The organism is Saccharopolyspora elongata, from assembly GCF_004348985.1.
GTDB classification, from domain to species: Bacteria; Actinomycetota; Actinomycetes; order Mycobacteriales; family Pseudonocardiaceae; genus Saccharopolyspora; species Saccharopolyspora elongata.
The window spans coordinates 1-12,496 of the sequence record NZ_SMKW01000094.1; the positions used below are offsets into that span (position 1 = coordinate 1).

Sequence of the window (12,496 nt, forward strand, 5' to 3'; positions counted from 1 at the left end):
GGAGGGGGAAGGGGAGGGGGGCGAAGCATCGGGTTCAGTTTGTTCTTAAGCGGCGCAGCCGCTTGGCCCACGCACGCAACTCGCACCGCCGCGGGTTCTCAGGCGTCTTCTCGCGAGGACAGCCCCGACGTGGTGAATTGGCATTCATGAGTCGGGGATCCCACAGCGAGAAGGCGATCGTGATTCCCGCAGGGGGGCCGCTACCCGCACCGCTACGGAAAACGAGTCCGGAGATTCGTTTTCAGGCGGGCTTGCGCAGTGCGCGGCCGGGTAGGGCGTCGGTGCGGTGGCCTTCGTCGATCACCGGTACGCCGTTTACCAGGACGTAGGGGATGCCGACCGCCTGCTGGCGGGGCTCGTCGAAAGTCGCCTTGTCGGCGACGGTTTCCGGGTCGAACAGCACCAGGTCCGCCGCGAATCCCTCGCGGACCCGCCCCCGGTCGGTCAGGCCGAGCCGGTCGGCCGCGCGGGCGGTCAGGTGCTGGACGCATTCCTCCAGCCCCAGCACCCCGAGCTCGCGCACGTAATGCCCCAGGTAGCGGGGGAAGGTGCCCCACGCGCGCGGATGCGGGCGGGCCCCGACCAGCAGCCCGTCGCTGCCGCCGGTGTGCACCCGGTGGCGCATGATGGCCTGCACGTTCTCCTCGTGGCCGACGTGCATCAGGCACGAACTGCCGAGTTCCTCAGACACCAGCACGTCGAAGTAGAACTCGGTGGGCTGCTGCCCGGCCGCGCGGGCGGATTCGGCGACGGTGCGCCCCACCAGGTGCGCGTTGTCGGCCCGCCGGACGCCGTTGATCTCGATGGTTTCCCATTCGACCGGCACGCCGTGGCAGCCGTCGGAGCCTTCCTCCTCCAGGACGACGCGAATCCTGGCCCGCTGCGCCGGATCCCGCAGCCGCTCCAGGGTCGCCGCAACGCCGCCCTCCATCGCCCAGCTGGGCAGCAGCGCGTGCAGCGAGGTGCTGCCCGGCAGGTAGGGGTAGGTGTCGAGGCTGATGTCGCAGCCCCCGGCGAGCGCTTCGTCCAACATGGACAGCAGGTCGGCGGCCCGGCCCTTGTTGACGCTGAAGTTCATGGTGGCGTGCGCGAGGTGCAGCGGGCAGCCGGTGGTCCTGCTGATCTCGATCATCTCGGCGTACGCGGCCAGCGCGCCGGCGCCGTAGCTGCGGTGGTGCGGGCTGTAGAACCCGCCGCGGGCCGCGACCACCTCGCAGAGCGCGGCGAGCTCACCGGTGTCGGCGTACATCCCGGGCGTGTAGGTCAGCCCCGAGGACATGCCGAAGGCGCCCTCGTCCAGCGATCGCGCCAGGACCTCGCGCATCCGGTCGAGTTCGGCGTCGGTGGCCGCGCGGTCGTCGTAGCCGACGCACAGCAGCCGCAGCGTGCCCTGCGGCACCAGGTACGCGGCGTTGGCGGCGATGCCGGTGTCGAGCCGGTCGAGGTATTCGGCGACGCTGCGCCAGTTCCAGTCGAATCCCGGCGGGTCGTCGTTCCAGCCCGCGATCTGGGCGCGCACCGTGGCCAGCGTGGCGTCGTCCACGGGCGCGTAGGACAACCCGTCCTGCCCGATGACCTCCAGCGTCACGCCCTGCGACACCTTCGCGGTGTGGTCGGGCGCGGCCAGGATCTGCAGGTCCGAGTGCGCGTGCATGTCGATGAAGCCGGGCGCGAGCACCAGGCCGTCGGCGTCGATCGAGCGCTTGCCGCTCAACCGCCCAGGCCCGGCGATCTCGGCGATCCGCCCGGCCTCGATCCCGACGTCGGCGAGGTAACCCGGGCCGCCGTCTCCATCGACGACCCGAGCCCCGTGGACCACAATGTCCATATTGGAACCCTTCAGAATCAGGAATTCTTTCCAGCGGCTTGCGTGCGGTGCAGGTGGCGGAACCTCAGAAGCCTTCTCGACTCCGGGATCCCCGGCTTATGTATGTCCGATACGCGGCGCCGGGGCTGTCCTCGCGAGAAGACTTCTGAGAACCCGCGGCGGTGCGAGCTGAGTCCCACACTGCAAGCGGCTGCCGCCGCTTCTTGAAAGAAACCTCCCAGTTCGGTCCTCGTCGCACCCGGAGGTGCGTGCGATCGCGCGGTCGTCCTAGAAGAACGTGCGCACCAGGTCGATCACGGTGTCTCCGTCGACGACCGGGATCAGGGTCCACTTGTCGAACACCGTGCAGGGGTGCGACAACCCGAAGCCGATCCAGTCGCCGACCTGCAGATCGGCGCCGCGCACGGTCAGGAACGCGTGCTGGTCGGCCAGCGACGTCACCTCGCACGAACCGGCGGCCAGCTCCCGGATCTCGCCGTCCGCGCCGCGGATCACCTGCGGTTCGGGCAGGTCCTGGTCGAAGGACACGTCCCGGCGGCCCATGGTCAGCAGCGCCAGGCCCTCCTCCGGCCGCGAGGTGACCTGCGCCCACACCCGCATCGCGGGGTGGAACGGCCGCTCCTCGCCCGTCAGCCGGTGCTCGCGGCCGAACGGCGAGCGGACCCGGTAGAAGCCGTCGTCGTGCAGCAGGTATCCGCCGCTGCGCAGCACCGGTACCACCGGCAGCCCGGCGGGCCACGGCTCGGTGAACGCCTCGGCGACCTGGTCGAAGTAGGCGCTGCCGCCGCAGGTGACGATCACCTCGTCCAGCCCCGAGAAGTGGCCTGCCTCCGCCAGTTCCGCGACGAGCTCCCGCAGCCGGCGCATGTATCCGTCCACTGCGGACAGCGACTGCTCGCTGATGTCGTGGCCGAGCGCGCCTTCGTAGCCACCGACGCCGACGAGCCGCAGCATCGGGTTCTCCAGCACGAGGTCGGCGATCTCGTGCGCTTCGGCGATCGTGCGCGCGCCGGTCCGGGCGCCGTCGCTGCCCAGCTCGACCAGCACGTCGACCTGCCGCGACGCGCCGTGCCGGGCCAGCGCCTCGGTCATCAGCTGCACGCCGCGCACCGAGTCCACGAAGCAGCTGAACTCGAACTCGGGGTTGGCGTCCAGCTCGCCGGCCAGCCACGCCAGGCCGCTGGCATCCAGCAGCTGGTTGGCGAGCATGATCCGCTCCACGCCGAACGCCCGGTAGACCCGCAGCTGGCTGAGGTTCGCCGCGGTGATGCCCCACGAGCCGTTCGCCAGCTGCAGTTCGAAGAGCTGCGGGGCCATCGTCGTCTTGCCGTGCGGCGCGAGCTGCAGGCCGTGCTGGGCGCACCAGTCCGCCATGGTCCGCAGGTTGTGCCGCAAGGCCGCATCATCGAGCGCCAGCAGCGGGCCGACGAAGCCCGCCTCGTGCAACTTCGGGCGCTGCGCGAGGAAGTCGCCGACGGTGCTGCCGAAGGCATCGGACGGCATGCCCTTGAAACGCCAGTCGATGCGCTCGTCGTGCAGCGCGCGCACCGCTGCGGTGTTGATCCCCCGTGTCGACACGAAGGCCTCCTATTGCGTAGACTGCAACGCCGGTTGCGTAAAATGCCGGGTAGGTATGTACCATCAGTGGCGCAGCACGTCAACGGACGGAGTGGTCGGTGAGCCAGAGCCTGGAACGCGGTCTGACCGTGCTGACCGCACTCGCCGCCGGCCCGCAAACGCTCGACCAGCTCGCGCAGCGCTTGGGTGTGCACAAATCCACCGCCATGCGCCTGCTGCGCACCCTCGAATCGGGCCGCTTCGTGCGCCGCGAGGACGTGCACCACTACCGCCTCGGCAGCGCCCTGTTCGACCTGGCCCACCAAGCGCTGGAAGACCTCGACGTGCGCACCGTCGCCCGCCGCCACCTGGTCGAGCTCGGGGAGATCAGCGGGCACACGGTGCATCTGGCGACCCTCGAGGACGACCAGGTCGTCTACATCGACAAGGTGGACAGCCGACACCCGGTCAGGATGTACTCCCGCATCGGCCGCCGCGCGCCGGTGCACTGCACGGCCGTGGGCAAGGCCCTGCTGGCCGACTGGCCGACGCAGCAGCGCCGCCGGTTCGCCGAGCAGCTCAAGTACCCGAAGATGACCGCCAACACGATCGACTCGGCGGACCGGTTCCTGACCGAGCTGGACTGGGTGCGAGCCCAGGGCTACGCGGTGGACCGCAGCGAGCACGAGGACTTCATCCACTGCGTCGGGGCGCCGATCCGCAACCACCGCGGCGAGGCCGTCGCCGCCGTGTCGCTATCGGTTCCCAAGGTATTGCTGGACTTCGACGGACTGCTCGGTCTCGTCGACGACGTGCTGCGCGCCGCCGGCGAGGTTTCCGCCGAGCTGGGGTGGCAGCGCAAGAACCCGAAAGGAAAGGAAGTCTGATGGCCAGGACCGTGGTCAGCACTGACAAAGCCCCCAAGCCGCCGGCGAGCATCCCGCTGTCGCAGGGCGTCCGCAAGGGCAACATCCTGCAGGTCTCGGGCCAGACCGCCGTGGACCCGGCGACCGGCAAGGTGGTCGAGGGCGGCGTCCCCGAGCAGACCGAGCAGTGCCTGCGCAACATCATCGCGATCCTGGAGGCCGAGGGCGGCTCCCTGGAGGACGTGCTGATGCTGCGGGTGTACCTGACGGACGTCTCGCAGTTCGCGGAGATGAACGAGACCTACGCGCGAGTCGTCGGCGAGCCGTTCCCGGCCCGCACGACGGTCTACGTCGGTCTCCCCGCCGGGCTCCTCGTCGAGATCGACGCCCTGGCCGTCCTCGACTGAAGTTCCTGTTTCCAGGCTCGTCCTGCGCGGCGGTGCGGGTGGCGGAACCTCAGATGCCTTCTCGCTGTGGGATCCCCGACATCATGAATGACCAATTCACCACGTCGGGGCTGTCCTCGCGAGAAGACACCTGAGAACCCGCGGCGGTGTAAGTTGCGAGGGTGGGCTAAGCGGCTTCGCCGCTTGCGTCGGCATCAGCTCGTGTGGCTTGAGGTGTCGCGGTTGCGGCTTCGAGACAACTGAATGGAGCTGCTGAAGGGCGCTTCCGGCCTGGTTTTCAGGCAGGAGGCGCCCTTCGCTCATTCCTTGCGGCCGGTGACGGCGAGGGAGAGGCCGAGGCCGATCATGGCGAAGCCGCCCGCCTTCTGGACCATCGCCAGGCGGCGCGGGGCGCTGGCGAGCCAATTGCGGGCCGTGGCCGCGAACAGGCCCCAGGCACTGTCCGAGACCAGCGCGATGCCGATCGGGATCAGTGCGAGCAGCAGCATCTGCACCGGGACGTGGCCCAGCGCGGGATCGACGAACTGCGGAACCACCGCCGTGAAGAAGATGAACGTCTTCGGGTTCGCCACCCCCACCACCACGCCCTCCCGCAGCGTTCGCAGGCCGCCGAAGGCCGGCGCCTGCTCGGGCAGCTGCGCCGCCAGCGGGCGACTGCTGCGCAGCGCCTTGATCCCCAGGTAGACCAGGTACACCGCGCCCGCGACCTTGATCGCGGTGAACACCGCGATCGACTGCGCCACCACCGCACCGACGCCGAGCGCGACCGCGATGGCGACCAGGTAGCACCCGATGGCATTGCCGACGACGCTGGTCAGCGCGGTGCGCTTGCCGTGCGCCAAGGCCCGGCCGACTACGAACAACACACTCGGCCCCGGTACCGCGATGATCACCAAGGACATCGCCGCGAACACCAGCAACCGATCGACGGAAACCATTTCGACACACCTCCTCGGACAGCCTGGCAAGCCGCCGCGCCGGACGCCAGTGAGTTACACCGTTCCGAGCGGAGCCGGATCTACTGTGGACACATGTCGCTGCGTTCGATGTTGTCCTGGAACGTGCTGGTACCGGTGCTCGCGATCGTCGCGCTGGCCATCGCCTGGCCCGGCAAAGGACTCGGCATAGGCATGGTGATCGTCCTCGCGGTCCTGCTCGCGGGCGCGGTGCTCACCGCCGTGCACCACGCGGAGGTCATCGCGCACAAGGTGGGCGAACCGTTCGGCTCGCTGGTCCTGGCGGTCGCCGTCACGGTCATCGAGGTCGGGCTGATCGTCACGCTGATGGTCTCCGGCGGGCCGGAGACCGTGACGCTGGCCCGGGACACGATCTTCGCCGCGATCATGATCACCACCAACGGCATCGTCGGGCTGTCCCTGCTGGTGGGCGCCCTGCGCTACGGCGTGACGAGCTTCAACGCCGAAGGCACCGGCGCGGAGCTGGCGACGGTGGCGACGTTGGGCGCGCTGAGCCTGGTGTTCCCGACCTTCACCACCACGGTGCCGGGGCCGGAGTACTCGTCGTCGCAGCTGGTCTTCGCCGCGGTCGCGTCGATCGTGCTGTACGCGACCTTCGTGTTCACCCAGACCGTCCGGCACCGCGACTTCTTCCTGCCGGTCACCGACGAGGGCACCGTCGCTCCGGAGGACGACCACGCGCCGCCGCCGACCGGCCGCCAGACCGTGGTGAGCATCGTGCTGCTGCTGATCGCGCTGGTCGCCGTCGTCGGGCTGTCGAAGCTGGAATCCCCGGCGATCGAAGCCGCGGTCGACGCGATCGGCTTCCCGCAGTCCTTCGTCGGCGTGGTGATCGCGATGCTGGTGCTGCTGCCGGAGACGATCGCGGCGGTGCGCGCCGCCCGCCGCCGGCGGATGCAGATCAGCCTCAACCTCGGCTACGGCTCGGCGATCGCCAGCATCGGCCTGACCATCCCGGCGATCGCGCTCGCCACGATCTGGCTGGACGACCCGCTGCACCTCGGCCTAGGCGCAACCCAGCTGGTGCTGTTCACCCTGACCGTCATCGTCAGCGTCCTCACGGTCGTCCCGGGCCGCGCCACCCGTCTCCAGGGCTGCGTCCACCTGGCGCTGCTGGCGGCGTTCCTCTTCCTGGCCGTCAACCCGTAGCAACGAGCGAAGGGCCACCTCCCGCGTCGGGCGGGAGGTGGCCCTTCGTGCTTCGTCCGGTCAGCGGCGGCCGGCGAACAGCAGGAGGACCGGACCGATGATGGTGATCGCGCCCGCCACCACGAACACCCCGCCCCAGCCCCACGCCGAGTCGGCGAGGTAGCCGGTCACCAGCGGCGCGAAGATCGACGCGGACGTCGCGAACATCTGCACCGCGCCCGAGACGGCGCCGTAGCGCGACGCCGGCACCGCTTCGCCCACGATGATCCAGTACTGGGCGCCGGTGAGGTACAGCAGGAACACCACGACGGTCATCACCAGCACCGCGGCGAACGTGCTGGTCAGCGTCGACACCAGGGCGAAAAGCAGCGCGGTCGCGGTCAGGCAGACGATCACCATCCAGCGGCGCGGTGCGGCCGAGTCGCCGACCCGCCGGACGAGCCAGTCCGTGGCCACCCCGCCGACGATCAGCCCGATGCAGCCGCCGACCCACGGGATCGCCCCGGAGATCGCCAGCTCGTCCAGGTCGATGCCCCGCTCCTGCACGAGGTAGTTCGGGAACCAGGACACGAACGTCCACAGGATCCACGCGTAACCGAAGTACGCGATCGCGGTCGCCCACACCGCGGGCTTGCCCACGCAGCGCCAGAAGCCGGGCGCGTCGGCCTGCTCCTCGACGCTCGCGTCCGTCTGGCCACCGCGGATCGCCTGCAGCTCGGCGGTGTTGACCTTCGGGTGCTCCTCGGGGGAGTCGCGGACGACCGCGAACCAGCCGACCGCGGCCAGCACGCCCAGCGCGCCGAAGACCAGGAACGGGATCCGCCAGTTGCCCTCGGTGGCGTGCATGATGCCGACCACGACCGGCGTGGCGATCGCGCCGCCCAGCGGCGTCGCCGCGTTGGCGATGCCCAGCGCGGTGCCCAGTTCCCGCTTCGGGAACCAGTTGTGCATCAGCTTCGCGGTGACCGTCGCTTGTGGACCTTCGCCGGCGCCGAAGAGGAACCGGATGATCAGCAGGCTGACGAAGCCGACGCCGGCGGCGGTCAGCGCGGTGAACGCCGACCAGGCGATCACCGCCCAGCCCATCACGTTGCGCGGCCCGAACCGGTCGGCCAGCCAGCCGCCGATGAACCCGAACGGCGAGTAGGCGAGCGCGAAGATGCTGGCCAGCCAGCCGAACGCGGCGTTGGAGAAGCCGAACTCGGCGATGATCAGCGGCCCGGCGATGCCGAACGCGGCCCGGTCGGCGTAGTTCAGGCCGAGGATCATGAAGTCCGCGGCCAGCACGCCGAAGCGCCGGCGGGTCGGGGCCGTGGTCGTTGCGGTGGTCGTCATGCCGGGGCACCTCCGGTGCGCAGGACGCGTTCGACGACGTCGACCGCGGTGCGGACCTCGTCGAGCGGGACGGACTCGTCGGCGGTGTGCGCGCAGGCGATCGAGCCCGGCCCGAACACCACGGCGGGCACCCCGTCCAGGGCGATCTTGCTCGCGTCGGTGCCGTAACCGACGCCCAGCGGCGCCGCGTCCAGCCCGGATTCGCGCAGGCTCCCGGCCACGGTGCAGACGAACGGATCGGCCGGGTCGCTGTCCAGCGAGTAGTCGACGATGTGCGGCTCGTGCACCGTCACCGGCCAGCGGTCGGTGAGCTCGGCGCGCAGCGCGGCCCACACCTCGTGCGGGTCCTCGCCGCCGACGGTCCGCCGGTCGATGGTCAGCACGCAGCTGTCCGGCAGGACGTTCGGCCCCTGCCCGCCCTCGATCAGCGTGACCGCGAGCGACGGCGGGCCGACCAGCGGGCGGGCCAGCGCCGCCAGCCGCGGGGCGTGTTCGCGCTGCAGGTAGCGCACCACGTCGGCGGCGACCTCGATGGCGTTGGTCTTGTCCCACGGCTGGGAGCTGTGCCCGCCTTCGCCGTGCGCCTCGATGCGGCAGCGCATGCATCCCTTGTGCGCCACCACCATTCGCAGCTCGGTGGGCTCGCCGACGATCGCGCCGACCGGGGTGGGCAGGCCGCTGGCGCGCAGCGCGGTCACGCCGCGGTACAGGTGCTCCTCGTCGACGACGCCCGCCAGCACCACCGTCCGGGGCCTCGGCCCGCGTTCGGCCAGCCGCGCCATCGCGGTCAGGAAGACCGCCAGCGGCGCCTTCGCGTCGCACGCCCCGCGCCCGTACAGCCGCCCGTCGCGCACCACCGGGTCGAACGGGTCGATCGTCATGCCGTCGGTTTCGACGGTGTCCAAATGGGATTCGAGCAGCAGCGGGCGGTCGTCGTCGCCGGGTAGCGTGACGATCACGTTCCGTCGCCCGTCGAGGACTTCTTCGGTGTGCGCCTGCATTCCGCGTTCGGACGCCCACAGCGCGATGTTCTCGGCGAGCTCGGTTTCGGCCGGTTCAGCGCGCTCTCGCGGATTGATGCTTGGAATGCGAACGAGGTTCGCGAGTAACTCGACCGGATCGGCCACGTTCACCCCTGGAATCTTTTGTTGTGTGAAGCGAACAAACGCTAAGTCAGCATCGGTCGGTGGTCAAGATCTTGCGGCATTGCAAGGGTTTCGGGTATTTACCGTCCACTGTGCATTGCGCGAAATGCAATGCGGTCCACTGTGCATTGCGCTTGGTGCAACAAGTGCCGCCGCGCGGGTCTTTCGGCCGTGCCGATGGGGATGCGGAACACGGATGCTGGCGGCGGACCACCACCGACGCGCCTCGGGGGATCGACATGAACGCGCCCGGAGTTGCGCAATGGCACCTGGCGGGCGTCTGGTTCGACGCCTGCAAGTGCGCGATCCCGTGCCCCTGCTCGTTCGCCCAACCGCCGACCTACGGCGATTGCGACGGCGTCCTCCTCTGGCACATCCGCGCCGGCCACTACGGCGACCTGGATCTCGGCGGCCTCAACGTCGCGATGCTCGCGTCCTTCACCGGCAACATCTGGACCGGGGAGCACCGTGACGCCCGCGCCGCGGTGTTCTTCGACGAACGCGCCGGCGAGGCGCAGTACGCCGCGCTCCGGACGATCTTCACCGGGCGGGCAGGCGGCTGGCCGCAGCAGTTCGGCGAGCTGTTCGGGCCGGAGATCGTGGCCGCGGAGACGAGCCCGATCGAGGTCGCCATCGCCGACGACCTGTCCTCCTGGTGGGTGCGGATCCCCGGCTGTGCGGAGGCCGTCGTCACCGCACTCACCGGCCCCACCAGCACCGAAGGTGCTCGCGTCCAGGTGCACAACCTGCCCGGCGCGGAGGTCGGCCCCGGTCAGCCGCCGGCGACCTGGGGGAGGGCGACGTCCGACCGGGCCGAGGCGTACGGCTTCAGCTGGGAGCGCGTGGGCAATTCCAGCAAGCTCATCCCGTTCGACTGGACGGGACCGGACGCGACATGACCCGCGCCGCCGCCCGGCGCGGCATCCCGGCCCCGCGCACCTGGTCGCGCGCGGAGCTCGCGCTGGCGATCGCACTGCTCGCGCTCGCCGGGACGGCCTGGCTGATCACCGGCCTCGCGGCGATGCCCGACATGAGCGCGGGAATCCTCACGGGCGCGCCGGCGATGTCCGCCATGCCGCTGTTCTTGCTGACCTGGCCGGTGATGATGGCGGCGATGATGCTGCCCGCCAGCACGCCGTTCACCATCGGCGTGCGCCGGCTGGCTGCGGCGCGCCACGCCCGCCGCGGAACCGTCGCCGCCCTGACGGCGGGCTACCTGGTCGTCTGGAGCGCCACCGGGGTGCCCGCCTACGCCGTCCTGCGGGGGTTCGACGCGATCGCGATGCGAGGCGGCGAGGTGTCGGTGCGGGTCGGCGCGGTCGTGCTCATCTGCGCGGGCGCGTACCAGTTCACGCCGCTGAAGCGCTGGTGCCTGGCCCGCTGCCGCTCGCCGCTGGCCCTGCTGGTGCGCCACGGCGACACCGCCCTGCGCAGCCGCGCGGGAGCGCTGTGGGTGGGCATGCACCACGGCGGGTACTGCCTGGGCTGCTGCTGGGCGCTGACCGTCGTGCTGCTCGCCGCGGGCACCATGAACCTCGTGTGGATGGCTGCCCTGGCCGCGCTGATCGCGCTGGAGAAAGCGGCCCCGCGCGGCGAGGCCATCGGCTTCGCGCTGGGCGTGGCCGCGATCGGCCTCGGCGTCTTCCTGCTCCTCCGGTGAGCTCAGTACACCGGGCCGGTGTACTTCTCGCCCGGGCCCTGACCCGGGGCGTCCGGGTGGGTGGACGCCTCGCGGAACGCGCGCTGCAGCGTCTGCAGCCCGTCGCGGACCGGGCCCGCGTGCGGCCCCAGGTATTCGACGGAGGCGGTGACCAGCCCGGCCAGCGCGGTGATCAGCCGGCGCGCCTCGTCCAGGTCGCGCTCCGCCGCGGTGTCCGGGTCCTCGGCGGCCAGCCCGAGCTTCTCCGCGGCCGCGGACATCAGCATGACCGCAGCCCGGCTGATCACCTCGACGCTGGGAACATCGGCGAGCTCGCGGACGTTGAATTCCATGTCCGCGTCGGGTACCGGCTCACCTGGCAGGTCGGACGCGTTAGGGGACGGGGTTGGCTGCGGTTCGGTCACGCCTGCTACCCTGACACGCACGACCAGCCCCCGCGAAGGCGGGGGCGGCAAAGTGGAGTCCCGCTCCCACCCGAGTAGCCGCCACAGGCTTCCGGGTTCCGGTCCTGTCGATGGCGCGAGCCATCGGTGGCACGAACGGTATTGCGGTACCGGTTCGATCGGTTTGGAGTCAGGGTCCCGCGGCCCGCGGAAGCGGCAGCCGGCGGGACCTCTGCATTCCGGGGTGAGCTCTACGCGCCGCGGTGCAGTTACTAAGCCATCGAACCGAGGAGGGCCCATCAGCTCCGAGACGCGCATCAACGACCGCATCCGGGTTCCGGAGGTCCGCTTGGTCGGACCCAACGGTGAACAGGTCGGTATCGTCCGCATCGAGGACGCGCTCCGGCTTGCCCAGGAAGCGGATCTGGACCTTGTCGAGGTCGCCCCGCAGGCGCGCCCGCCGGTCTGCAAGCTCATGGACTACGGCAAGTTCAAGTACGAGAGCGCGCAGAAGGCTCGCGAATCGCGTCGCAACCAGCAGCAGACCGTCATCAAGGAGCAGAAGCTCCGGCCGAAGATCGACCCGCACGACTACGAGACGAAGAAGGGCCACGTGACCCGCTTCCTCAACCAGGGTCACAAGGTCAAGGTGACGATCATGTTCCGTGGTCGTGAGCAGTCGCGTCCCGAGTTGGGCTTCCGCCTGCTGCAGCGACTGGCCGACGACGTTTCCGAACTCGGATTCATCGAGGCCAACCCGAAGCAGGACGGCCGAAACATGATCATGGTTCTCGCGCCGCACAAGACGAACAAGACCAAGCCCAAGGCGAACGCTTAAGTCCGCAGGGCTCGTGATGTGACGCCGGGCCGGGACGCAGTCCGCGCCCCCGCCCGGCATCAGTACGAAACGAGGACGAGAAGATGCCGAAGAACAAGACCCACAAGGGCACCTCGAAGCGCTTCAAGGTGACCGGCACGGGCAAGCTGCGGCGCGAGCAGGCCGGTCGTCGGCACATCCTGGAGAAGAAGTCCAGCCGTGTCACCCGCCGGCTCGAGGGCACCGAAGCGGTGGCCAAGGCCGACGTCAAGCGCATCAACCGACTGCTGGGTCGCTGAACCCCGACCCGCTGCTCCCCGGCAGCAGGTCAGCAACGCAGTTCCAGCAACCCGCACGGGCGGTTCCCCGCCC

The 12,496-nt window shown here is 70.1% G+C and carries 13 protein-coding genes; 7 read left to right on the forward strand and 6 right to left on the reverse strand.

The features are described 5' to 3' along the window. Nucleotides 1–241: 241 nt before the first annotated feature. Nucleotides 242–1,828, reverse strand: coding sequence for an N-acyl-D-amino-acid deacylase family protein (locus tag E1288_RS40170; RefSeq protein WP_132493918.1), 1,587 nt, complete (start codon nt 1,826–1,828; stop codon nt 242–244). 267 nt (nt 1,829–2,095) lie between these two features. Further along, complete coding sequence (locus E1288_RS40175) at nt 2,096–3,331, reverse strand: amino acid deaminase (protein ID WP_132493942.1); 1,236 nt, start codon at nt 3,329–3,331, stop codon at nt 2,096–2,098. 173 nt (nt 3,332–3,504) lie between these two features. Between E1288_RS40175 and E1288_RS40180 the strand changes: the two genes are divergently transcribed. Both E1288_RS40180 and E1288_RS40185 read left to right on the forward strand, forming a co-directional pair. Further along, the gene (locus E1288_RS40180; RefSeq protein ID WP_132493919.1) at nt 3,505–4,272 is read left to right on the forward strand and encodes an IclR family transcriptional regulator; all 768 of its coding nucleotides are present in this window, start codon (nt 3,505–3,507) and stop codon (nt 4,270–4,272) included. Further along, complete coding sequence (locus tag E1288_RS40185; RefSeq protein WP_132493920.1) at nt 4,272–4,658, forward strand: RidA family protein; 387 nt, start codon at nt 4,272–4,274, stop codon at nt 4,656–4,658. Before E1288_RS40180 ends, E1288_RS40185 begins: the two co-directional genes overlap by 1 nt. 299 nt (nt 4,659–4,957) lie before the next feature. On the opposite strand, the gene E1288_RS40190 is transcribed toward E1288_RS40185, so the two are convergent. Next, a complete protein-coding gene (locus tag E1288_RS40190; protein ID WP_132493921.1) occupies nt 4,958–5,596 on the reverse strand; it encodes a LysE family translocator in 639 nt (212 codons plus the stop codon). Nucleotides 5,597–5,689: 93 nt separating this feature from the next. On the opposite strand from E1288_RS40190, the gene E1288_RS40195 reads away from it, so the two are divergent. After that, nucleotides 5,690–6,784, forward strand: a complete 1,095-nt coding sequence (locus tag E1288_RS40195; protein ID WP_132493922.1) for a calcium:proton antiporter — start codon at nt 5,690–5,692, stop codon at nt 6,782–6,784. 60 nt (nt 6,785–6,844) lie between these two features. Here E1288_RS40195 and E1288_RS40200 read toward each other — a convergent pair whose 3' ends face one another. Both E1288_RS40200 and E1288_RS40205 read right to left on the reverse strand, forming a co-directional pair. After that, nucleotides 6,845–8,119: an MFS transporter gene (locus E1288_RS40200; protein ID WP_132493923.1), complete on the reverse strand. Its 1,275-nt coding sequence runs from the start codon at nt 8,117–8,119 to the stop codon at nt 6,845–6,847. Continuing rightward, complete coding sequence (locus tag E1288_RS40205) at nt 8,116–9,246, reverse strand: M20 family metallopeptidase (protein ID WP_132493924.1); 1,131 nt, start codon at nt 9,244–9,246, stop codon at nt 8,116–8,118. Before E1288_RS40205 ends, E1288_RS40200 begins: the two co-directional genes overlap by 4 nt. A 257-nt stretch (nt 9,247–9,503) precedes the next feature. On the opposite strand from E1288_RS40205, the gene E1288_RS40210 reads away from it, so the two are divergent. Further along, entirely contained in the window at nt 9,504–10,163 is a 660-nt protein-coding gene (locus tag E1288_RS40210; protein ID WP_132493925.1) for a DUF1326 domain-containing protein, read from the forward strand. Then, entirely contained in the window at nt 10,160–10,924 is a 765-nt protein-coding gene (locus E1288_RS40215) for a DUF2182 domain-containing protein (protein WP_132493926.1), read from the forward strand. Before E1288_RS40210 ends, E1288_RS40215 begins: the two co-directional genes overlap by 4 nt. A 2-nt stretch (nt 10,925–10,926) precedes the next feature. Here E1288_RS40215 and E1288_RS40220 read toward each other — a convergent pair whose 3' ends face one another. Further along, on the reverse strand, nt 10,927–11,256 hold the full coding sequence (locus tag E1288_RS40220) for a DUF1844 domain-containing protein (RefSeq protein WP_132493943.1): 330 nt from the start codon (nt 11,254–11,256) through the stop codon (nt 10,927–10,929). Nucleotides 11,257–11,551: 295 nt separating this feature from the next. Between E1288_RS40220 and infC the strand changes: the two genes are divergently transcribed. Both infC and rpmI read left to right on the forward strand, forming a co-directional pair. Beyond that, a complete protein-coding gene (gene infC, locus E1288_RS40225; protein ID WP_093266843.1) occupies nt 11,552–12,145 on the forward strand; it encodes a translation initiation factor IF-3 in 594 nt (197 codons plus the stop codon). A gap of 83 nt (nt 12,146–12,228) precedes the next feature. Continuing rightward, nucleotides 12,229–12,423 carry a 50S ribosomal protein L35 gene (rpmI, locus tag E1288_RS40230; RefSeq protein ID WP_010313612.1) on the forward strand — a complete coding sequence of 65 codons (195 nt, stop codon included), beginning with the start codon at nt 12,229–12,231 and terminating at the stop codon, nt 12,421–12,423. The last annotated feature ends 73 nt before the right edge of the window (nt 12,424–12,496 follow it).

What these genes read in the sequence shown, in the direction of transcription:
- E1288_RS40170 (WP_132493918.1), bottom strand. Translation starts at nt 1,828, where the DNA reads ATGGACATTGTGGTCCACGGGGCTCGGGTCGTCGATGGAGACGGCGGC.
- E1288_RS40175 (WP_132493942.1), bottom strand. Translation starts at nt 3,331, where the DNA reads ATGCCGTCCGATGCCTTCGGCAGCACCGTCGGCGACTTCCTCGCGCAG.
- E1288_RS40185 (WP_132493920.1), top strand. Translation starts at nt 4,272, where the DNA reads ATGGCCAGGACCGTGGTCAGCACTGACAAAGCCCCCAAGCCGCCGGCG.
- E1288_RS40190 (WP_132493921.1), bottom strand. Translation starts at nt 5,596, where the DNA reads ATGGTTTCCGTCGATCGGTTGCTGGTGTTCGCGGCGATGTCCTTGGTG.
- E1288_RS40195 (WP_132493922.1), top strand. Translation starts at nt 5,690, where the DNA reads ATGTCGCTGCGTTCGATGTTGTCCTGGAACGTGCTGGTACCGGTGCTC.
- E1288_RS40200 (WP_132493923.1), bottom strand. Translation starts at nt 8,119, where the DNA reads ATGACGACCACCGCAACGACCACGGCCCCGACCCGCCGGCGCTTCGGC.
- E1288_RS40210 (WP_132493925.1), top strand. Translation starts at nt 9,504, where the DNA reads ATGAACGCGCCCGGAGTTGCGCAATGGCACCTGGCGGGCGTCTGGTTC.
- E1288_RS40215 (WP_132493926.1), top strand. Translation starts at nt 10,160, where the DNA reads ATGACCCGCGCCGCCGCCCGGCGCGGCATCCCGGCCCCGCGCACCTGG.
- E1288_RS40220 (WP_132493943.1), bottom strand. Translation starts at nt 11,256, where the DNA reads ATGGAATTCAACGTCCGCGAGCTCGCCGATGTTCCCAGCGTCGAGGTG.
- rpmI (WP_010313612.1), top strand. Translation starts at nt 12,229, where the DNA reads ATGCCGAAGAACAAGACCCACAAGGGCACCTCGAAGCGCTTCAAGGTG.